The organism is Halorientalis regularis (assembly GCF_023698535.1).
Classification (GTDB): Archaea; Halobacteriota; Halobacteria; order Halobacteriales; family Haloarculaceae; genus Halorientalis; species Halorientalis regularis.
Window position 1 is genome coordinate 31986 of the sequence record NZ_JALJCL010000005.1, and the last position, 19730, is coordinate 51715.

18 protein-coding genes and 1 pseudogene are annotated in these 19730 nt (G+C 65.0%); 13 read left to right on the top strand and 6 right to left on the bottom strand.

Translation table 11 applies throughout. From position 1 onward, the window contains the following. The first annotated feature begins 71 nt into the window (after positions 1–71). Positions 72–1514 carry an aldehyde dehydrogenase family protein gene (locus MU521_RS07555; protein ID WP_092690693.1) on the top strand — a complete coding sequence of 481 codons (1443 nt, stop codon included), beginning with the start codon at positions 72–74 and terminating at the stop codon, positions 1512–1514. Between the two features lie 98 nt (positions 1515–1612). Here MU521_RS07555 and MU521_RS07560 read toward each other — a convergent pair whose 3' ends face one another. The 3 genes from MU521_RS07560 to rdfA all read right to left on the bottom strand — a co-directional run bounded on the left by MU521_RS07560 (position 1613) and on the right by rdfA (position 5350). Next, the gene (locus MU521_RS07560) at positions 1613–2668 is read right to left on the bottom strand and encodes a DUF8073 domain-containing protein (RefSeq protein WP_092690691.1); all 1056 of its coding nucleotides are present in this window, start codon (positions 2666–2668) and stop codon (positions 1613–1615) included. A 250-nt stretch (positions 2669–2918) separates the two neighbouring features. Continuing rightward, on the bottom strand, positions 2919–4706 hold the full coding sequence (locus tag MU521_RS07565; RefSeq protein WP_092690688.1) for an archaea-specific SMC-related protein: 1788 nt from the start codon (positions 4704–4706) through the stop codon (positions 2919–2921). Then, entirely contained in the window at positions 4703–5350 is a 648-nt protein-coding gene (rdfA, locus tag MU521_RS07570; RefSeq protein ID WP_092690684.1) for a rod-determining factor RdfA, read from the bottom strand. Before rdfA ends, MU521_RS07565 begins: the two co-directional genes overlap by 4 nt. Positions 5351–5960: 610 nt before the next feature. Between rdfA and MU521_RS07575 the strand changes: the two genes are divergently transcribed. The 3 genes from MU521_RS07575 (at position 5961) to MU521_RS07585 (ending at position 9226) form a co-directional block, all read left to right on the top strand. Next, complete coding sequence (locus MU521_RS07575) at positions 5961–6512, top strand: (2Fe-2S)-binding protein (RefSeq protein ID WP_092690797.1); 552 nt, start codon at positions 5961–5963, stop codon at positions 6510–6512. Then, on the top strand, positions 6509–8965 hold the full coding sequence (locus MU521_RS07580; RefSeq protein ID WP_092690681.1) for a xanthine dehydrogenase family protein molybdopterin-binding subunit: 2457 nt from the start codon (positions 6509–6511) through the stop codon (positions 8963–8965). Before MU521_RS07575 ends, MU521_RS07580 begins: the two co-directional genes overlap by 4 nt. Positions 8966–9037: 72 nt before the next feature. Further along, positions 9038–9226, top strand: coding sequence for a 30S ribosomal protein S17e (locus MU521_RS07585; protein ID WP_092690678.1), 189 nt, complete (start codon positions 9038–9040; stop codon positions 9224–9226). A gap of 12 nt (positions 9227–9238) precedes the next feature. Here MU521_RS07585 and MU521_RS07590 read toward each other — a convergent pair whose 3' ends face one another. Both MU521_RS07590 and MU521_RS07595 read right to left on the bottom strand, forming a co-directional pair. Further along, entirely contained in the window at positions 9239–10612 is a 1374-nt protein-coding gene (locus MU521_RS07590; protein ID WP_092690675.1) for a dihydroorotase, read from the bottom strand. Between the two features lie 246 nt (positions 10613–10858). Next, on the bottom strand, positions 10859–12283 hold the full coding sequence (locus tag MU521_RS07595; RefSeq protein WP_092690672.1) for a uracil-xanthine permease family protein: 1425 nt from the start codon (positions 12281–12283) through the stop codon (positions 10859–10861). 296 nt (positions 12284–12579) lie between these two features. Between MU521_RS07595 and uraD the strand changes: the two genes are divergently transcribed. From uraD to MU521_RS07640, 9 genes and pseudogenes are all read left to right on the top strand, one after another. Continuing rightward, positions 12580–13080, top strand: coding sequence for a 2-oxo-4-hydroxy-4-carboxy-5-ureidoimidazoline decarboxylase (uraD, locus tag MU521_RS07600; protein WP_092690670.1), 501 nt, complete (start codon positions 12580–12582; stop codon positions 13078–13080). Between the two features lie 336 nt (positions 13081–13416). Continuing rightward, a complete protein-coding gene (gene pucL / locus MU521_RS07605; RefSeq protein ID WP_245681161.1) occupies positions 13417–14385 on the top strand; it encodes a factor-independent urate hydroxylase in 969 nt (322 codons plus the stop codon). Beyond that, positions 14382–14732, top strand: coding sequence for a hydroxyisourate hydrolase (gene uraH, locus MU521_RS07610; RefSeq protein WP_092690667.1), 351 nt, complete (start codon positions 14382–14384; stop codon positions 14730–14732). Before pucL ends, uraH begins: the two co-directional genes overlap by 4 nt. 102 nt (positions 14733–14834) lie before the next feature. Continuing rightward, positions 14835–16112 carry a Zn-dependent hydrolase gene (locus MU521_RS07615; protein WP_092690664.1) on the top strand — a complete coding sequence of 426 codons (1278 nt, stop codon included), beginning with the start codon at positions 14835–14837 and terminating at the stop codon, positions 16110–16112. Between the two features lie 91 nt (positions 16113–16203). Next, the gene (locus MU521_RS07620; protein WP_092690661.1) at positions 16204–16623 is read left to right on the top strand and encodes a DUF3830 family protein; all 420 of its coding nucleotides are present in this window, start codon (positions 16204–16206) and stop codon (positions 16621–16623) included. 184 nt (positions 16624–16807) lie between these two features. Further along, positions 16808–17379 (top strand): annotated as a pseudogene (locus MU521_RS07625) (transposase domain-containing protein). A 177-nt stretch (positions 17380–17556) separates the two neighbouring features. Further along, positions 17557–17805 carry a hypothetical protein gene (locus MU521_RS07630; RefSeq protein ID WP_092690659.1) on the top strand — a complete coding sequence of 83 codons (249 nt, stop codon included), beginning with the start codon at positions 17557–17559 and terminating at the stop codon, positions 17803–17805. Then, complete coding sequence (locus MU521_RS07635; protein ID WP_245681160.1) at positions 17802–18011, top strand: PIN domain-containing protein; 210 nt, start codon at positions 17802–17804, stop codon at positions 18009–18011. Before MU521_RS07630 ends, MU521_RS07635 begins: the two co-directional genes overlap by 4 nt. 2 nt (positions 18012–18013) lie before the next feature. Beyond that, entirely contained in the window at positions 18014–18178 is a 165-nt protein-coding gene (locus MU521_RS07640) for a hypothetical protein (protein ID WP_245681159.1), read from the top strand. Between the two features lie 62 nt (positions 18179–18240). Here MU521_RS07640 and MU521_RS07645 read toward each other — a convergent pair whose 3' ends face one another. Next, positions 18241–19653: a signal recognition particle protein Srp54 gene (locus MU521_RS07645; RefSeq protein WP_092690657.1), complete on the bottom strand. Its 1413-nt coding sequence runs from the start codon at positions 19651–19653 to the stop codon at positions 18241–18243. Between the last annotated feature and the right edge of the window lie 77 nt (positions 19654–19730).

Sequence of the window (19730 nt, forward strand, 5' to 3'; positions counted from 1 at the left end):
GATCCAATTCGAAGTGTGTGGTCTCTTTTCCCCGATACCACTATGAAACCGCCAGGCGAACCGAACATCGAATGACGAACATGGAGTTCGGTACCGTCGGGAACTGGATCGACGGTGCGGAGCGAACGACAGGAGCGACGTTCGAGATCCTGAACCCCGCCACCGAAGCGGCCATCGGCGAGGTCGCAGTGGCCACACCGGACGACGTCGAGGCGGCCATCGCCGCGGCCGACGCGGCGGCCGACACCTGGGCCGATTTCGACCCGGTCGAGCGCAGTCAGCTGCTCGGTCGATTCGCCGACCGGATTCGGGCGAACGTCTCCCGGCTGGCACGGACCGAGACCCTCGAGATGGGGCGGTCGCTGGGTGCCTCGGAGGCACAGGCGGGAAAGACGGCCCAGTACTTCGACTACTACGGGGGCATCGCCGACAAGATCGAAGGTGAGACGATCCCGATCCACGGCGACAGCGACGTGCTGGACTACACCATACGGGAGCCTTACGGCGTAACGGCACACGTCGTGCCCTGGAACGCCGCGCTGGTCTTGACCGCACGCAGCGTCGCGCCGGCGCTGGCTGCCGGGAACACGGTCGTCGCGAAAGCACCCGAGCGAGCGCCGCTGTCGATGCTCACGCTCGCAGAGATCGCCACGGAGGCCGGGATCCCGGACGGCGTGTTCAACGTCGTCACCGGTGGTGAAGCGAGAACTGGCCGCCAGCTCACCGACGACGATCGCGTCGCTCACATCGAGTTCACGGGATCGACGGAGACCGGCAGGGAGGTGATGAAGACGGCGGCGGAGCACATCACGCCGGTCCACCTGGAACTGGGCGGGAAGAGCCCGAACGTCGTCTTCCCGGACGCCGATCTGACACGGGCGGCCGCGGACTCGGCGAAGGCCTTCTGGAACACCGGGCAGACCTGCTTCGCACCGACCCGGATCTTCGTCCACGAAGACGTCTCCGACTCGTTCACGGACATGCTCGTCGAGGCCGTCGAGGAGATGGACGTCGGGCCGGGAATCGACGGGAACACGATCGGACCACTCATCGACGCGGCCGCCCTCGACCGCGTCGAGTCGTTCGTCGAATCGGCGCTGGCCGACGGCGCGACGTTGCTGACCGGTGGCGCTCGCCTCGATCGCGATGGGTACTTCTACGAACCGACGTTGCTGGCGGACGTGGCCGACGATGCACCGGTCTCCTGTACCGAAATCTTCGGGCCGGTCGTCACCGTCTCCGAGTTCGGCTCGGAGTCGGAGGCCGTCAGCCGCGCGAACGACACCGAGTACGGTCTGTACGGGCTCGTGTGGACGACCGATGTGAGCCGCGCCCACCGGATGGCGCGGAAACTGGAAGCCGGGACCGTCCTGATCAACGAGTACCTCTTTGCCTCCCAGCAGGCACCGTCGGGCGGCTACAAGAAGAGCGGGATCGGCCGCGCCAAAGGCCAACAGGCCCTGGAAAACTACACACAGACAAAAAACGTCGTCGTCTCGATCACCGACGAGTGATGGTGTTGGGTACCGGTCTCTGGGTGTGAACGTGTCGTCCCCGGTCGAGATCCGGCGTCGTCACTACTCGTCAGCGACCGTGTCGGTCGTGAACGGGATCAGGCTCGCTCGGGGTCGATGCGGCGCACGACTTCCTCCGGGGAGACCTCGATCTGATCGGTCGCCAGCGGGTGTGACACGAACTGTACGAGATCGAGTCGCTGTAACAACTGGCGAGCGTTGTTCCCACTCATGTCGAGGTGTTGTTTCGCCTCGTGAACCGTGCGTGACCGGTTGATCGCCGTCGTGAGTTTCCCGACCGTCAGGTCCGACGAGACACCCAATCCGTCGGTGACGGCGGTGGTCTCCTGGTCCTTCTCGCCCGTTTTCGAGAGGAATTCCGCGACCGGACGGTCCGCGAGCGGCGAGTCCAGCACCGGCTTCGCAGCCTGCGACGACGCGTGCGCACCGTGATCCGACGACTCTGACGAGTTCGCTGGGGCGTCACCAGCCTGATTGGCCGTCTCGTCCGCCGCTGAACGTTCGTCCTCGCTCCGAGGCGCTTCCGCCGTGCCCGAGTCACCCGAACCCGTGGCGGTGGGTCCGGCCACGGCGCCGGGTTCCGCCGCCTCGGCATCCTCGCCCGTCTCGGTGCCCTGGCCCTCGCCGAGGATGCCGTCCTGTCCCGCTCGCGGGGTGCTGTCGTCGGGGTCGTGGATTCCGTACTTGATCGCGTGTCTGCGGACGGTTTCGGACGTCACGTCGACACCCAGTGCCGTCGTCATCTCCGGGAACGTGTCACACTCCGCGTACGCAGTCGCCAGCGCGTCGCGATCCTTGTACGCCGGCGTACTGTCGGATCGGCCCGCCGAGTTCGGCTGGTCGACCAGCCCCGCCAGGGTGTTTGCCGGGTCGTCGTCGGTCACCGGGACCGTCACCGTGAGATCGACCGACACGCGCTGGTCCTGTACGTCGGCATTCTCGGCCTCGATCGTGATGCCGTCGCCGAGCGACGATGCGGCGAAGAGTGGAACCGCTACCGTGAGTTTCGCGGTCAATTCACCACCGGGACCGAGTTCTGACTCCTGGACTGTCGCCGCGCGGACATCGGCGTCCGCCGCTTCGAGCCGGGCGACCACAGCCGACAGTTCTTCGAAGGCGTTACTAACAGCCATGTGCAGTACCTGAGGCCAGTGATACTATTATATCCTGTCTTCGGCCATATTTTCCTCAATATCTTCTACAACTCTGCGAATTACGATGTGAATTTGGAACAAACTCGGAGTAGAATAATACGATCGTCCACAAAGCTACGGTGGCTGTGGTGGTGACGACGTTCGCGATGGGCGACTCGGCGTCGCGGGACGGGGCACAGCGGTGAATCGGAGGTGACCGCTACGCAATCTCTCGGGTCTCGATGGTCGTTCAGTCGATGGAGACGCGGCCCTCGTTCGCGACGGTCCACTCGGTCGGATCGATCTCGTGGCCGTCGAACGCGTCGTACTCGGGGTACGCGGTGAACACGAGGTACTCCGCGCGGTCCTGGAGGTACTCGACGAGCGTGTGGAGGTTCGCGTCGTCGAGGCCGCCGACGCCGTCGACGAGCAACAGTGGCACCGACTCGTCAACGTCGAATGATTCCCGTCCCGCGAGGGCGGCCACGAACCCGATCAACTCGAGTTCCCCCTCACTCAGGGCGTCGAGGCTCGCCTCGCGCCCGTCGCGTGCGACGACGATCTCGAAATCGGCCGTGAGCCGTGCCGTCTCGAAGCCGGTGTCGAACCGCGAGATGATCTCCCGCATCGTCTCGTCGAACGCCTCGCGGGCTTCGCGTCGGATCCGGTCTTTTCGGTTCCGGAGCGTCTCGATCTCCGAAGTCAGGTCCTCGCGCTCGGCCCGCAACGTGTCGAGCCTGTCGGCCCGGGCCTGGAGCTGTTCCAGTTCCGCCTGCGAATCGTCCAGTTCGGCTTCGCGGAACTTGATCTCGCTCTCGACGTCGGACAGTTCCTCCATCGTCTCGTCGACGTCTTCCGAGAGCTCCTCGACACGTGTGGTCCCTTCCCGCAGTCGCTCCCGGGCCGACTCGAGGCTCTCCTCCCGGTCCGCGAGTGTGTCTTCGAGATCGACGATTTCGGTTTCGAGATCCGCCTGCCGGCGTTTCCGCTGTTGGATTTCCTCGCGCCTGTTCTCGAGGTCCTCGACTTCCGACCGGAGCGATTCGGTCGTCGCTCTCCGGTCCGTGAGTTCGTCCCCCAGCGCGTCCAGTTGTGACTCGACGTCGCTTCGGGTCGTATCCTGCCCACAGATCCAGCAGGTGAGCTCGTCGGCCACGAGATCGCGCTGGACGTCCGTGACGAGGGCGACCCGGTTCTCGTCGAGGACCAGCTCGGTCGCCGAGTACAGCGACTGGAGGATCTCCAGGTCGCGTTCGTGTTCGGAGAGTCGCTCTCGCGCCGCTACCAGCCGCTCCTCGACGTCGTCGTCGGGCACCGCCAGTTCGGCCAGTTCTTCGCGACGGTCCTCGAGTCGCTCTTCGGTTCGTTCGATGCTCGCCTCCAGTCGCTCGACCCGTTGTTCGGCTTCGTTGCGTTCGGTCTGTGCCCGACTGAGCGCACGCTGGGTCGACCCGTCGTCGTCTCGGTCCTCGTCGGCGGACGCTATCTTCTCGCGTTTCTCTCGCAACTCCTCGATCTCCGCTTCGAGGTTCTCGACCGTCCGCTGGACCGACGGGAGCCGCTTGCTGGCCTCTTCGGCCTGGGAGAGTTCGGCGTCGACCTGTTCGCGCTCGCGTTTCAGATCGGCGATTTGTTCGTCGATATCCTGGAAGTCGAGCGGGCGCATGAGTACGTCCTCCAGGTTCTCGCCGCGTCGGACCGTTCGGCGGATCTCGTTTCGTTCGTCCAGACAGGCGAACAGCTCCGCGCGGATGAGGTCGTACTCGGCGTCGAGGTACGGCGTCCCCTGGCGGACGACGCTCCCGTTCTCCCGAACCAGGTCGACGGTGACTGTCCCGTCCGGGGTCCGTAGCTCGACACGCCCGCTATCGGCGCCCTCCGTCAGTTCCGTCGACGTGCCCAATCCCGCCTTGAGGGCCTCGATGAAGCTCGATTTACCCTGCCAGTTCGAGCCCCGGACGGCGTTGACGCCGGGGTCGATCGTCGCACTGCCCGCGAGGATGCCTGCGATCCGTTCGACGTCGACCCTCCAGGTCATCGTGCGTCCCGTGAGAGCGGCTGTGCGTGGTGTGTTTCACAGACGTACCCGCGCTCGAGCGCGACGTCGAACGGAACCCGGGTCGGACAGGCGTCACACCCCAGTTGCACCTGTACCTCGATGTCCGCAGTGCCACCGCCGGCGAGCCGTTCCTTCTGGGCGAGTGCAGAGAGCGCCGATTCGACCTTGGATTCGGTCACCCCGATCGCCTTCCGAACGCTCTCGACCTCCCAGTCGGTGGTGGCCGTCTGTGGCTCTTTTTGCCCGTCGAGACAGTCCTGCAGGTGCGTTCGCATGGTGCCCCACGAGACGAGGGCCCCCCGGAGGTCGTCGGCGTCGATCCCATCGGCACGCAGACTCTCCGCCAGTTCGGCAACGACCAGTTCGTCGTCACTCTGGAGGACCTCGTAGTCGCTGTCCACGGTCGCACCGAGCGTGTCACGGCCGTGGTCGTCGTAGACCGTCTTCAGCAGCCGTTTGTTGAACCACTCGGTGAGCGATCGGTAGCCGACCGCCGAGCGCTCGCCGGCACCCGTCCAGCGTGACAGAAGCCCCTCGTCGATAGAGTCGAAGACCGGATCGGCCGACGTGAGTCCGTAAGTCTCGATCACCCGATCGACCTTGCAACTAGCGTCCGTAGTCATCGTCTCGTCCAATCCGCCGCCCGCTAATATAGTTTGTTACGGTCCGTGTACGGTCCGTCCCCGACCCGTCGCTCCTGTGGTGCTGTCGGGGGATGTGATTTAACGGACTTAGGGTGTATATTTGCGGTCCGCGTGCCCATCCGGTCAGGGGTGACTGCCGAGTCGTGGGCACTCCGCCGTGGCGCTCTTTGCCCCTGTGTCCCGATCGTGGCCCAGTCGACGAACCGCTGGCACGACGTTGCCACAGGATCCACGGATGTGTCCGCATTGTGGCACCGGTGGCGGCGGTCAGCCCTGGACCCCACGCTGTGGGATAGCCTTCTCGGGAGAGTCACCGTCGTCGATGCCTGCCCACCGGTGGGGGCCGGCATCCCCAGCCGGAATCGATCGACGATTTACAAACAAATGAGTATATGCCCAAAAACAAGCGATTTGTCCCTGTTTTCGATGCTAAGATTGAAAACCCTCTCACGAGTACGGCGTACCATGAGAGACGTAGGAATATCGAGTACGGACGCGACGTCGGCGGGAAGAGTTGGCCCGCTGCGTGTCCCGATCCACGACCGAGACCGCAACGGCGCTCTCGAAGGGGGTCGCTGACGGGACACCCATGGACGTCGAACTCACGCTGAACGGCGAAGACGTAACGCTCACCGCGGCCCAGTCGGACACGCTGCTCGACGCGCTTCGAGGTGCCGGCTACACGGGGACGAAACGCGGCTGTGGAACGGGTGACTGCGGATTCTGTACCGTCGCCGTCGACGGGGAGCCGGTGAAGTCGTGTCTCCAGCCGGTCGCTCGCGTGGAGGGTGCGACCGTCGAGACCATCGAGAACCTGGGAACGCAGGACGAACTGCATCCCGTCCAGGCTGCCTTCGTCGACAACGCGGCGCTGCAGTGTGGCTTCTGCATTCCCGGGATGATCATGCGCGTGACGCAGTTACTCGAATCGAATCCCGAGCCCGACGAGCGGGAGATCCGGGAGGCACTGTCGGGTAACATCTGTCGCTGCACCGGCTACGAGAAGATCGTCGACGCGGTCCAGGACGCCGCGATGCGGCTGTCGAACGATGGGGCGGTGGTCTCCGACGGCGGCCGTCCCGTCTCGTCGAACCGATCGTGTGTGGGCTGCAGTGACTGTCCCGGTGGTGACGGCGAATGAGTCGGACGGAAGAGGGAGACGAGGAGTCGACGCCGGACGGGGCGTCCCAGACCGACGCCGCACCACCCGTGGAGTTCGAGGAAGGGCCGGACAACAGGCGGGGCCCCGACGAACTCACCGCCGTGTCGAGTCGCGAGGAGAAAGCCGACGCGCGGAAGATCGTCACCGGGGAGGCGAAGTACACGGCGGATTACGCCCGGGAGTTCCCGGACCTCGCGGCAGGGAAAGTACTCCGCTCGGAGATCGCCCACGGCGTGGTCACGGAACTTGACACGAGCGCCGCCGAGGAGATGGACGGTGTCTACGCCGTCATCACACCCGACTCGGCCGAGGTGCCGAACGATCCCTACACCTCGGCGGGCCAGTCCTATCCCGAGCCGTCACCGTACGACCTGCGCGTCCTGCGCAAACGGGTCCGGTACGTCGGCGATCCGATCGCCGCCGTCGCCGCCGAAGACGTCGCGACCGCCAGAGCCGCCGTGCAGGCCATCGAGGTCAGCTACGACGAACGCGACGCCGTGCTGGACGCCGAGGCGGCGATCGAACCGGACGCACCGCGGATCCACGACCCCGAGAGCGTCGAGAACCACCAGCCCGGTGCCGACTACGAGCGGAACATCGAGGCCCACGCCGAGGGCGAGATCGGCGACGTCGATGGCGCCTTCGAGGCAGCGGCCGACCGGTCGGACCTGACGGTCGTCGAGACGGAGTGGGCGACGCCACACCAGTCCCACTGCGTCGGCGAACCGCACACCACCATCGCACGGCGCGATCAGGACGACCGGTACCACTTCGTCACGAGCACGCAGGTCCCCTATCACGCACGGCGACAGCTGGCACGGCTGTTCGACGTGCCGATTCGGGATATCCGTGTGACCAAACCGCGTATCGGTGGCGGCTTCGGCGGCAAACAGTCCATCGTCCTCGAACCGATCGCGCTGGCGCTCACGATGGCGATCGACCGCCCGGTCAAACTGGAGGCGACACGGAAAGAGGAGTTCCACGCGATGCGGGTCCGTCGGCCCGCCTCGATCACGGTCCGCAGCGTCGTGACCGACGAGGGTGACCTCGAAGCGATCGACATGTCCGTGCTCACGAACTCCGGCGCGTACGGGTCCCACGGACTGACGGCGTCCGGTGCCATCGGCAAGAAACAGCTGGCCCTGTACACCCACACACCCAACATCCGACTCGAGATGACCGCCGCGCACACGAACCGCCCCGTCGCCGGCGCGATGCGGGGCTACGGCGCACCGCAGGGCCACTTCGCACTGGAGGGACACATGGACGCGGTCGCCCGTGAGCTCGGGATGGATCCACTCGAATTCCGCGCCCGGAACGTCATCGGGGAAGGCGACCTCGACGTCGCTTCGAGCATCCTCAAGGAAGGCGACGGGGAGATCAGAGGCGGAGGCCGCCGGATCCGGTCGTGTGGTCTCGACGAGTGCATCGAACGGGGGAAACGGGCGATCGGCTGGGGCGACGTCGAACAGCCGGACGCGCCCCACCTTCACCGGGGCATCGGCGCCGCGCTGACGATCCAGAGCAGCGGCGTTCCGAACGACGAACTCGGCGCCGCACACATCAAGATGAACGAAGACGGTTCGTTCATCCTCCAGACGGGTGCCGTGGACATCGGAACGGGTGCCGACACTGCGATGGCACAGATCGCGGCCGAAATCCTCGGCGCCCCGCCCGAGGACGTCCTCGTCCAGCCCTCGGATACCGACATCTCCCCGTTCGATTACGGGGCCTACGCCTCCTCGACGACGTACGTGACGGGCACGGCGGTGAAGAAGGCGGCCCAGGACGCCCGCGAACAACTGTTCGACTTCGCCGCACGACTGCTCGGGGAGCCCCGCGAGACGCTCACCGCCCGCGACGGCGCGGTGTACGCCGAGCGGTCCGGCGAGTCGGTCTCGCTCAAGGAGATCGGATACGAGTCCATCTACGGCGACGAGGAACGGGCGCAAGTGATGGGCGAGGCGAGCCACAGCACGCCCGAATCACCCCCACCGTTCGGCGCCCAGTTCGCCGACGTCACCGTCGACGAGCGGACCGGGGAGTTCGAGGTCCACGACCTCGTGTACGCCATCGACTGTGGGACCGTCATCAATCCCGACCTCGCCGAGGGACAGGTGACCGGGGCGATGCACATGAGCTACGAGTTGGCCGTGGGCAGTGGCTTCTCGTTCGACGACGACGGCCAGCCCGAGGTCGTCGGGTTCGGCGATTACGGCATCCCGAAAGCCGACACCCAGCCGCCACTGACGCCCATCTTCGTGGAGACGCACGAACCGAGCGGGCCGTTCGGGGCGAAAGCCGTCGCCGAGATTCCGACCAACGGCGTGCCGCCAGCGTTGAGCAACGCGATCCGTGACGCAGTCGGTGTTCGCATCGACGACCTCCCGATCACTGCCGAGAAGATCAGGGCCGCACTCGACGCCGAGTAATCGGTCCGTCCGGCGGTTCCCCGCCTTTGACGACGCGAAAGAACTATCCGCGATGCCGAGCAACCGAAGAACGTGACGCTGGATTCCGAGGAGATCATCGACATCGGAGAGACGCTCATACAGCGCCACCCGGATCGGTTCACCGACGATTTCGAGGAGAACAAACACCGTGTGGCGAACCTGACCGAAGTCGAGTCCAGACGCGTCCGCAACCGTATCTCCGGGTACATCACCAGACAGATGAAAGAGCAGTCGAACTGAGCCGCGGTTCCGTCAGTCCCAGCCTGGTAGCACACGGCGTCGGAACTCACCGTGGCCCGGTTCGGCGACGATCTCGCCATCGTCAGCGACCAACGTTCCACGGACGAACGTCTGCTGGACCCGTCCCGTTACCGCCCGGCCGTCGTAGATCGAGTAATCCGCGTTCGAGTGGTTGCGCTCCGCCGAGATCGTGTAGGTCTCGTCGGGGTCGAACACCACGAGATCGGCGTCGGCGCCGGGTTCGATCCGGCCCTTCTTCGGGAGACCGAACGTGCGCGCCGGGTTGGTACACATGAGTTCGACGAGTTCGGGATAGGAGAAGTCGCGTCGAGTGACGGCTTCGTCGTGGAACACAGGGAGACTGCGCTGGAGGCCGTTGACGCCGAACGCACTCTCCCACCAGGGACCGCCCTCCTTGCGACTGCGCGGGAGCGGGACGTGGTCGGTCGAGACGACCGAGAGCGTCCCGTCCCGGAGGCGCTCGAACAGGGCGTCGATATCGTGCTGTGTCCGGAGCGGTGGGGACATGATGGCGCGGTTCCCGAGGCGTTCGTACAGCGACTCGTCGAAGACGGTGTAGTGCGTACAGGTCTCGGCTCTGACGTTCGAGCCGTCGGTCCGTACCGACGCTATCGCGTCGGCGGCCGCTTCCGATGTCGTGTGGACCCCGTAGTACTTCGCGTCGGCGGCGGCGGCCAGTCGCGCGACCGAGTCGGCTGCCATCGCCTCGGCGTAGTCGGGTCGTGACCGTGGATAGCTGGCGGGTGACTCGCCGGACGGCGTCGACTTCACCGCCTCTGTGCGCTGCTCACAGACGGCGTAGTCTTCGGTGTGGACCATCCCAACGGCCCCCAGGTCCGCGAGTGTTTGGAACACCTCCCCGATGAACCCGTTGGACAGCCGGATGTCGTCGGTCGTGAACATTTTGAACGAGGTCACGCCGTCGTCGACGAGTTCGGGCAGTTCGTCGAGGACCGCAGCCGTCTCTCGCGTTATGACGGGGTGCAGACCGTAATCGATGACGGGGGCCGCCTGATCGCGGTGGCGTTCGACGGCATCGGACAGGGACGCCGTCGTGTCCCAGTCGCCGTCGTCCCACCCTTGCCACGCGAAGTTCATGAAGGTCGTGACGCCGCCGGCAGCGGCGGCTTTCGAGCCGGTCTCGTACGAGTCGATCGAGTTGTAGCCGGCGATGTGGACGTGCGGGTCGACGATGCCGGGGAGGACGAGGTTGCCGTCGACGTCGATCCGACGGTCCGCCTCGGGGAAGATGCGTTCTTTTGCCACGCCGACGATAGTCCCGTCGTCGATGCCGACCGCGGCGTCGACGGTGGTCTCGGCCGTCACGACCGTCCCGCCGGTGAGCAGCGTATCGATGCCGGCCATCGGTTACGAGTGGCGCCCCGTTCGGTCGGCTCCCGGAATGGACGTGCGCTCGACGGGACTCTCGAAAGCGACAGCGGTCCGGGGGGAGCGACCGACGACGCCGGCCACCTGACCGCGGTTCCCGCTGTCTGCATCGTGAATCGGTCTCATAGGGGGAGCCAACTCCATCGTGAATCTTCATAGCTTCGACCCACACAGCGGGCGTGTCCGGGTGTGTCGGAGGTGTCGTGCTCCGTGTGCCGGGACTCAGTCGTCGTCGGGGGAGGGCGCCGGGTCGGGGATGTCCTCCTCCATGTTGGTCGGCGTCTCGGGCGCGAGCCCGGTGGTGTGCTCGGTCGGCCCCGAACCGACGCCACCGCCGGGTATCACGACGTTGAGCACCAGCGCGGTGAAGCCGCCGGTCACGAGCGCGGAGCCGAACAGCGTCTGAATCTCAGTGGGGAACTGCTGGAGGATTTCGGGTCGGAACGCGACGCCGAGGCCCAGCGCCATCGACAGTGCGAGGATAGTCGAGTTGCGGTGGTCGAGCGTGACGTTCTGCGTGATGATCCGAGCCCCCGACGAGAAGATCATCGCGAACAGGATCAACGCGCCGCCACCCAGGACCGCGTCGGGCATCGCGGAGACCACGGCGCCCACTTTCGGAACGAACCCGAGCACCAGCAGGACGACCCCGCCGATGCCGACGACGTAGCGACTCGCGACGCCCGTGAAGTTGACGAGCCCGACGTTCTGTGAGAACGACGTGTTGGGGAGCGCGTTGAAGATCGCCCCGAACGCGCTCATCACGCCGTCGGCGAGGAGGCCGCCGCGCATCTCCTTTTGAGTTGCGTCCCGGCCCGTGGCGGAGACGGTCCCGGAGATGTCACCGATGGTCTCCATGCCGGTGATCACGTAGAGAAACGCCACGGTGACGATCGCGCTGGGCTCGAAGGCGATTCCGTACTTCAGCGGCACGGGGACGGTCACCCACCCGGCCGACGAGACGGCCGACAGGTCGACGACGCCCAGCGCGAGTGCGGTGACGTATCCGACGATGATGCCGACGAAGACACTGATGACTCGGAGAAATCCCTCGAAGAACTGATTGAGGACGACGGTCACGACCAGGACCAATCCTGCGAGTCCGAGGTTCGTGAAGGATCCGTACCCGGGTGCCGACGGCCCGGCTGACGCCCCGGCCGCGTAGTTCATGCCGGTCGGGATCAGCGTCAGTCCGATGAGCATCACGACGATGCCGGTCACGAGCGGTGGGAAGTACTCCCGGAATCGGTCCAGCGAGACGCCCATGACCATCTCCACGGGTGCGGCGATCAGTGCCGCACCGAACACTGCCGCGAGTCCGTACTGGTTCCCCACTGCGATGAGTGGCCCCAGGAACGCGAAGCTCGTTCCCATGACGATGGGGAGTTTCGCTCCGACCGGTCCGATCGGGAACGCCTGGATGAGCGTCGCCACACCGGCGACGATCAACGCCATCTGAACCAGGAACGTCGTCTCGCCCGTGACGGACCCCACCGCGCCCGCGAGGATCAACGGGGGCGCGACGTTCCCCAGGAACATCGCCAGTACGTGTTGGATGCCGAGCGGTATCGCCTCCCCGAGCGGTGGTCGATCCTCGATATCGTACAGCACGACCGAACTACCCTCGTTCGTTTCGGAACCTGCCATGGGAACTACTGTCAAACCAGATTATTTCAAACCTTCGGTAATACACATAATATTCGAATGTGTATCTCGATTGTCGTTCCAGATTCAATCATACGTATGGTTATTGGCCGAAGAATGAAAATAATTTCGATATCTCTCCCGGATACAGCCGACGCGCGTCGGTGGCCGGACTGGCGTGTCTCTCGACACACAGGCGCACACATCTGTGCCACAGCTACCACGGCCGACACCGATGCTGGTACGAGTGGAGGCCGATGCGAGTGATTAAGTGGCGAGTGGGTGGTCACTACCGATTGATGAGTGAATATACGATCGAGGACCTGAACGGACTCGACGAGGGAGCCTTCGTGGAGGTCTTGGGCGGGATTTACGAGACCTCGCCGTGGGTCGCCGAGCGGAGCTGGTCGGACCGACCGTTCGATTCCGTCGACGACCTCCACGAGACCATGCGGAGTGTCGTCCGTGAGGCACCGGAATCGAAGCGACTCGAACTCCTGCGCGCACATCCCGACCTCGGCGACCGCACCGAGATGACCGACGCCTCCGAGGCGGAGCAGGCATCGGCCGGTCTCGATTCGCTCTCGCCAGATCAGTACGAGACGTTCCAGCGACTCAACGAGACCTACCGAGAGCGTTTTGGCTTCCCGTTCATCATGGCCGTCAAAGACGAGTCACCGGACGTGATCCAGGCGGCCATGGAAGACCGGATCGAGAACACGGAAGCAGCGGAGTTTCGGACCGCCCTGGACCAGGTTCACCGGATCGCACGGTTACGTCTCGAAGAACTGCTCGCGTAGCACAGTTCCCCGGCGACGGCCCCCGTCTCGTCCCGGCGGTCGGTTCGTCCCCGGATTACACGACCTATCCGCGCCCGACGTGGGCACAGTAGCGAGGCCACGCTGTCGGAGCCCTTTCTGTCGATTCCTTTGGTTCCTTTGCCACAGCGTGGCGAATACTGTGTATTTATTTGTGCAACGTGGACGATCAGAGTGTGATAGACGGACAAGACAAAATATTTTGTACCCTGCGTGGGCAGGTCGAACCGGACAATGACGGTAGGCAGAACGCAAACTGTGAAGCGACGGCACAGCGGCAAAGCGCACGTCGGACGCGCCCGGAGGGGTCGATAACGGATGGCAGACGACGGACCCAGTTCCGGTCAGGAACGGACGATGAACTACGGGAAGGAACATGTCGCGGTCTATCGGACTTACGCCCCCGCGCTGGAGGGTGTGCGAACCATTCCGGAATCGGAGTTCGACGGTCGCGACAACACCCTCTTGGGCATGGAGGTTCGCGTCCAGGTCGAAGGGGAGGAGTTCCTGCCGTCGTTCAGCGAGGGCGACAACAGCGCGGTGGTCGCGACGGACACGATGAAGAACTTCGTCCACCACCACATGGGTGAGTACGAGGGCGCAACGGTCGAAGGATTCCTCGAATTCGTCGGGAAGGAGTTCCTGGAGACCTATCCACAGATGGAGACCGTCCAAGTCTCGGCCGACGAACTCCCGTTCGAGGAGCGGATGGTCCCCGGCGACGACGGGTTCGAGCCGAGCGACCTCGTCTTCCGTGTCGCCGAGGGTGAGTCCGGATTCGGGCACGTCGTCCTCAGCCGCGGCGACGACGGCCCGGTCGTCGAGGAGCAGAAAAGCGGCGTGACCGATATCGAACTCGTGAAAGTGAAGGACAACTCCTTCACCGGCTACGTCCAGGACGAGTACACGACCCTGCCCGAGCGGGAGAACCGGACGCTGTACGTGGGTCTGGATATCTACTGGACGTACGCCGAGCCCGCCGACGCGCTGGGTGAGGAGCCAGAGCGGTACGTCCCGCCCGAGCAGGTGTCGGACATCGCACAGGTGGTGTTCGACGAGTTCGACGTGAACTCGATTCAGGACCTGATCTACCGGATCGGCGAGCGCACGCTCGAACGGTTCCCCCAGCTCGAGTCCGTCAGCTTCGAGGCGAACAATCGGACCTGGCTGAAGGTTCGCGACGATCTGGAGGGTGACGCGAAGGTACTCCGTGAGCCGCCCCGACCCACCGGGTTCCAGCAGTTCTCGATGGACCACAGCGACCTCGAGGAGGCTGGACAAGAATGAGCGCGGGGTTGACGACACACGTCCTCGACACGAGCCGCGAGGGACCGGCCGAGGGCGTCGTGGTGACGCTCACACGGCTCCCGTCCGACGGCGACCCAGAGACGATCAGTCGGGGGACCACCAACCACGACGGACGTCTCGACGACCCGCTCCTGACGGAGACGGAGATCGAGCCCGGCACCTACGAACTGGAGTTCGACGTCGGGACCTACTACAGTGAGCGCTCGAGTGGGTCGACGTTTCTGGAGACGGTTCCGGTACGCTTCGTCGTCGACGATGCCGACGAACACTACCACGTCCCGCTCCTGCTGTCCCCCGGCGGGTACACGACCTACAGGGGGAGTTAACGGAGTGACGGTCACAGGGACTCGGGCCACGATGGGACGAGCCGAACCGATTCGAATCGGCGAGCGCCACGCGGTCACGAGCGCGGCCGCCGGGTTGGCCCCATGATAGCGTCTCGGTTCCCGATCGATGGCGACCGCCTCAGGCGCGATATAGAGGACAACGCGCAGTTCGGTGCCGTCCCGACCGACGAGGGGCGCGGCCGGACGGTGCTTCCGGGGACGAAGCCGAACCAGCGGGCCCGGGAACACCTGGTCGACCGTATGATCGTCGCCGGACTGGACGTTTCCGTCGACGCCGTCGGGAACGTCGCCGGCACGTGGCTCCCGGAGGGGTGTGACCCGACCGCCGCGCCGGTCGCCGTCGGGAGTCACCTCGATTCGGTCCCCTTCGGAGGCATCTTCGACGGCCCGCTCGGCGTCTACGCGGGCCTCGAGGCGGTTCGAGCGCTGCAGGAGGCCGGCGTTACGCCGACCCGGCCGATCCAGGTCGTCTCGTTCACCGGTGAAGAGGGAACGCGGTTCGCGGACGGCGTCCTCGGGTCGTCGGTCGCTGCCGGCCTCACGGAGACGGAGACGGCGCTGGACCGCACGGACGACGGGGAGACGCTCCGGGAAGCACTGACGGATATCGGCTTCCACGGTGAGGAGCGACTCGACGCCAGCGACTGGCACGCGTGGCTGGAACTCCACGTCGAACAGACCGACCGACTCGAAGAGATGGGAGTCACGGCCGGCGTCGTGACGACGATCGCCGGGTCGACCCGGCTGCACGGGACGATCGAGGGCACCGCCGATCACACCGGCACGACGTCGATGGCGGATCGAACCGACGCCCTCGCGGCCGCGAGCGAGTTCGTCCTCGCCGTGGAGCGAGCGGCGCGAACCGCAGCCGAGAGTACCGGGACGACCGTCGCGACGGTCGGTGAACTGTCGGTCGACCCCGGCGTCGTCAACGTCGTCCCCGGCGAGGTCGAGTTCAGCATCGACATCCGTGACGTCGAGAAACCCGTGATCGATCGTCTCGTCACTCGTGCCGAGGAGACACTAACGGCGCTCGAAACCGACCGCGGTGTCGAGACGACACTCGACCGCCCCTACGACGTCCCGCCAGCAGAGATGGCTGCGACCTGCCGAACTGCACTCCACGAGGCCGGCCAGTCACTCGGCGTCGAAACCGCCGACGTACACTCTGGGGCCGGTCACGACACGATGCAGGTCGCCACCGTCACCGACACTGGCCTGTTGTTCGCCCCGTCCGACGGCGGCCACTCGCACAACCCCCTCGAGTGGACCGACTGGCACGACTGTGCCGTCACCACCAGCCTGCTCACCGAAGCACTGTACACGCTCGCGAGCGACGAAGATTCCGATCACCGATGACACAACAGATGACGCCAACCCCACATATTCGGAGCAGAGCGATCGTATCGCAAGTCGAAGACTCCATCGTGCACTCGCCGGAGCGACCAGCATGAGCGAACTGGAACTGGTCGTCGACGGCGACGTGCTGTCGGCGACGTTGCTTCCCGAGGCGGCACCGGAGTCGGTCGCCGCAGTCAGGGAGTTCACGCCGCTCGACACCGAGTTGATGCACGTTCGATGGAGCGGACACGCCGCCTGGATCAACATCGACGAGATCGACCTTCCCGAGATCCCGCGCGAGAACCACACCGTCTACCCGTCGTACGGCGACCTCCTACTGTACCCGGGTTACCGGAACGAACAGGAGATTCTCGTTCCCTGTGGCCCGACCTGCTTCAAGAGTCCAGCCGGTGAACTGGCCGGGAACCACTTCGCGACACTCGACACCCCACGGGACGAGTTGGTCGAACTCGAAGAACGAACCCTGCGCGAGGGTGTCCTCGATGCGACCCTTCGCATCGAAGAGTGAGTGGACCCGCCACAGGACGGTCGAGCCAACCGCCACGACAGTTAACGAGCTCTCGGTTCCGAGTCGCGATTCCGTTCATCAATCTTGTTCGTCTCTGTCAGGCCGTGGTAAGTCAGGAGTGAGGCGGTCGTCGGTTCGGATGCCTGTGGCCGAGTGAGACCGCTTCGGCGAGTCTACCGGGTGGATCGGCTCGGAGTTCGTGGGGCGCGAGCCGACACCCGAGCAGTTGAAGTGGGTATTCGGCTCCAGCTTGCCGAACTGTCACTCTCAGATACTAAATGGTTTCTTGATGATTCTGGTGTCGACCGAAGTCGCACTGCCGTTCACGACTGGGTTCAGAGGGCCGATCTACAGCCAGCCAGCGACGGAGCTCCGAATCAGATCGCGGTCGACGGGACCGTGATTCAGGTCGGCGGCGAACGACACTGGCTGTACGCCGTCGATCCCGAGACCGATGAATTCCTCCGCTTTCGGCCGTTTTAGGCCAGGATCACGCCACTGACCGTGCTGTGTCTCCGTGAACTCCGCGGGAAACAGCAGGTCGAGCAGGTAACCTTCCTCGTCGATAACGCCCACCACCGCAGAGCCACGCTGGAGCGACTCGGGCGCCGATCTCGGACACCGCGTCACGGAAATCGGAGTACTATCGAACGTGACTCTCGTGAGGTAAAACACCGAACGTCTTCGTTTTCGAATACGTTCGACACCGTGGAGCCACCGACGGCAGAATCGTGGCTCCAGAGCTTCGGGGTCTAGTGGAATCGATATCGAAGTTGATACGATGGGACGAGCGCGGACTCGCGGGTCGAAGTCGACGGCGAGGTCGTGCAGGGGGACGGTGTGTTCCGGTTCGGGGGACGAACCGCGGAGGAGGGGTTCGAGGGATAGCGAGGCGAAATTCAATTCTGCGAACTCGTACATTCGGATATACGCATGGTCGAGACGATCCGGGTTTCGGAGGAATACCACGAGTGGTTGCGTGGCCACAGGCGGGACGACGAGACGATGGAGGAGACGCTCCGGCGGATGACGCGGGGCCCGAATCCCGAAGCCGTAGCGGGTATCCTTGTCGAAAACGAGGCCGACGAAGCGAAGGAAGCAGTTTCCGATCTCCAGGGCCGTGACCGTGGTCGATTCGACGCTGCTCGTGGTGCCTTCGAGAGCGAGGGCGAAGACTCGTGATTCTCGATTCGTCGTACCTGTTCGACCTGCTGACGAGCGATCCGGACGCGTTCGCCAAGGCGACAAAACTGGTCGAGCGGGGAGAGATGCAGTGGCTGCCGACGCCGGTCGTCGCCGAAACGTACTACGGTGTGGCGACGGCACGGCGCGATACGGCGGAAGCGGAGCGGAGGTGCGGAACCGCCTGCTCGGGTGTCCACGGATAGAGGTGGACGAGGGAGTCGCTCGCGTCGCCGGCGAACTCCTCGCCGGGGCCGACGACCGGACGGGCGGGAACGCGGGCGTCGGTTCGAACGACGCGTACATCGCGGCGATGGCCGACATCCTCGACGACGCCGTTCTCACCGACCGCGTCGACGGTTCGAGACGCTAAACGTGCCAGCCGAGACGTATTGAACGGCATCTGACTCCGAGCGTCGGAAAAACGCGGTCGCTCTAGTCGCCGAACGGCCCGCCACCGCCGCCCATGCCGCCCATGCCGCCGCCGGGGCCGCCGGGGCCGCCGCCGCCCTGTTGCATCTGTTTCATCATCCGCTCCATGTCGGCGTCGCCCATGCCCTGGAACTGGTTGAGGGTCTTGGCCATCATCTTGTGCTGTTCGAGCAGTTCGCGGACGCGGTCCTCGCTGGTCCCCGAGCCCCTGGCGATGCGTTTGATCTGGCTCTGCCCGATGGAGCGGGGGTGTTCGAGTTCGTCCTCGGTCATCGAGTCCATGATGACCTCGAAAGAGCGCATCCGGTCTTTGGTCACGTCCATGGCGTTGTCGGGCAACTGGTCCATCAGCCCGCCGCCCATGCCGGGGATCATGTCCATCACCTGGTCGAGCGGCCCCATGTTGTCCATGGCTTTCATCTGGTGGCGCATGTCCCGGAGGGTGAACTCCCCTTCCATCAGGTCCTCGGGGTCCCAGTCCTCCTCGTCCTGGGTCTCCTCCATGGCGCGCTCGACGCGCTCCGTGAGCTGTTTGAGGTCGCCCATCCCGAGCAGGCGGGAGATGAACCCGGAGGGCTCGAACCGCTCGATGTCCTGCACCGTCTCGCCGGTCCCGAGGAAGGCGATGGACGAGCCGGTCTCGTTGACGGCCGCCAGCGCGCCGCCACCTTTCGCCGTCCCGTCCAGCTTGGTGATGGCGACGCCGTCGATGCCGATAGCCTCCTCGAACTCGCGGGCCTGGTCCTTGGCGGACTGGCCCATCGCGGCGTCGATCACGAGCAGGTTCCGGTCGGGGTTCACGGCGTCGTCGATGCGCTCGATCTGTTCGATGAGTTCCTGGTTCAGACCGTCACGACCGGCGGTGTCGACGATGCGCACGTCGGCTTCCTGGGTCTCCTCCAGGCCGGCCTCGGCGATCTCGACGGGATCCTCGGCGTCGGGGTCGCCGTAAAAGTCGACCTCGGCGTTCTCGGCCATCTGTTTGGCCTGGTCGTACGCGCCGGGGCGGTCGGTGTCGGTCTGGATGACCGCGGGGCGCAGGCCCTTCTTCGAGAACCACCAGGCCATCTTGGCCGCGGTGGTGGTCTTCCCTGACCCGTAGAGGCCGGCGAGCAGGATGGTCTGCTCTTCGAGGGGCAACTCCGTGGAGTCGCCCACCAGATCGACCATCTCCTCGTAGACGACTCGGAGCACCCAGTCGCGGGCGGAAGTGCTGCTGGGCGGTTCCTCTTCGAGGGCCCGCTGTTCGATGTTGTCCGACAGCTCCATCACCAGCTCCGTGTCCACGTCGGCCTGGAGCAAGGAGCGCTGGATCTCCTTGACCACCTCCGCTACGTCCGCTTCGTCGATGCGGGATTTCCCCCGGAGATCGTCGAGCGTCCCCCGGAGCGAACTCCCCAGATCGTCGAGTACCATTTGCTACCCCCTACGCGGTTCGTTCGTTAAAGACTTTGTTTCGGGCGGACGCACCGAAGCCCACGACATTCTTCGAA

Excerpts from the sequence above, each read along its gene's own strand:
- MU521_RS07565 (WP_092690688.1), bottom strand. The coding sequence starts at position 4,706 with ATGACCTGGAGGGTCGACGTCGAACGGATCGCAGGCATCCTCGCGGGC.
- uraD (WP_092690670.1), top strand. The coding sequence starts at position 12,580 with ATGAGTGAATATACGATCGAGGACCTGAACGGACTCGACGAGGGAGCC.
- MU521_RS07630 (WP_092690659.1), top strand. The coding sequence starts at position 17,557 with ATGGTCGAGACGATCCGGGTTTCGGAGGAATACCACGAGTGGTTGCGT.
- MU521_RS07580 (WP_092690681.1), top strand. The coding sequence starts at position 6,509 with ATGAGTCGGACGGAAGAGGGAGACGAGGAGTCGACGCCGGACGGGGCG.
- MU521_RS07555 (WP_092690693.1), top strand. The coding sequence starts at position 72 with ATGACGAACATGGAGTTCGGTACCGTCGGGAACTGGATCGACGGTGCG.
- MU521_RS07590 (WP_092690675.1), bottom strand. The coding sequence starts at position 10,612 with ATGGCCGGCATCGATACGCTGCTCACCGGCGGGACGGTCGTGACGGCC.
- MU521_RS07645 (WP_092690657.1), bottom strand. The coding sequence starts at position 19,653 with ATGGTACTCGACGATCTGGGGAGTTCGCTCCGGGGGACGCTCGACGAT.
- rdfA (WP_092690684.1), bottom strand. The coding sequence starts at position 5,350 with ATGACTACGGACGCTAGTTGCAAGGTCGATCGGGTGATCGAGACTTAC.
- pucL (WP_245681161.1), top strand. The coding sequence starts at position 13,417 with ATGGCAGACGACGGACCCAGTTCCGGTCAGGAACGGACGATGAACTAC.
- MU521_RS07560 (WP_092690691.1), bottom strand. The coding sequence starts at position 2,668 with ATGGCTGTTAGTAACGCCTTCGAAGAACTGTCGGCTGTGGTCGCCCGG.
- MU521_RS07615 (WP_092690664.1), top strand. The coding sequence starts at position 14,835 with ATGATAGCGTCTCGGTTCCCGATCGATGGCGACCGCCTCAGGCGCGAT.
- MU521_RS07575 (WP_092690797.1), top strand. The coding sequence starts at position 5,961 with ATGGACGTCGAACTCACGCTGAACGGCGAAGACGTAACGCTCACCGCG.
- MU521_RS07595 (WP_092690672.1), bottom strand. The coding sequence starts at position 12,283 with ATGGCAGGTTCCGAAACGAACGAGGGTAGTTCGGTCGTGCTGTACGAT.
- uraH (WP_092690667.1), top strand. The coding sequence starts at position 14,382 with ATGAGCGCGGGGTTGACGACACACGTCCTCGACACGAGCCGCGAGGGA.
- MU521_RS07620 (WP_092690661.1), top strand. The coding sequence starts at position 16,204 with ATGAGCGAACTGGAACTGGTCGTCGACGGCGACGTGCTGTCGGCGACG.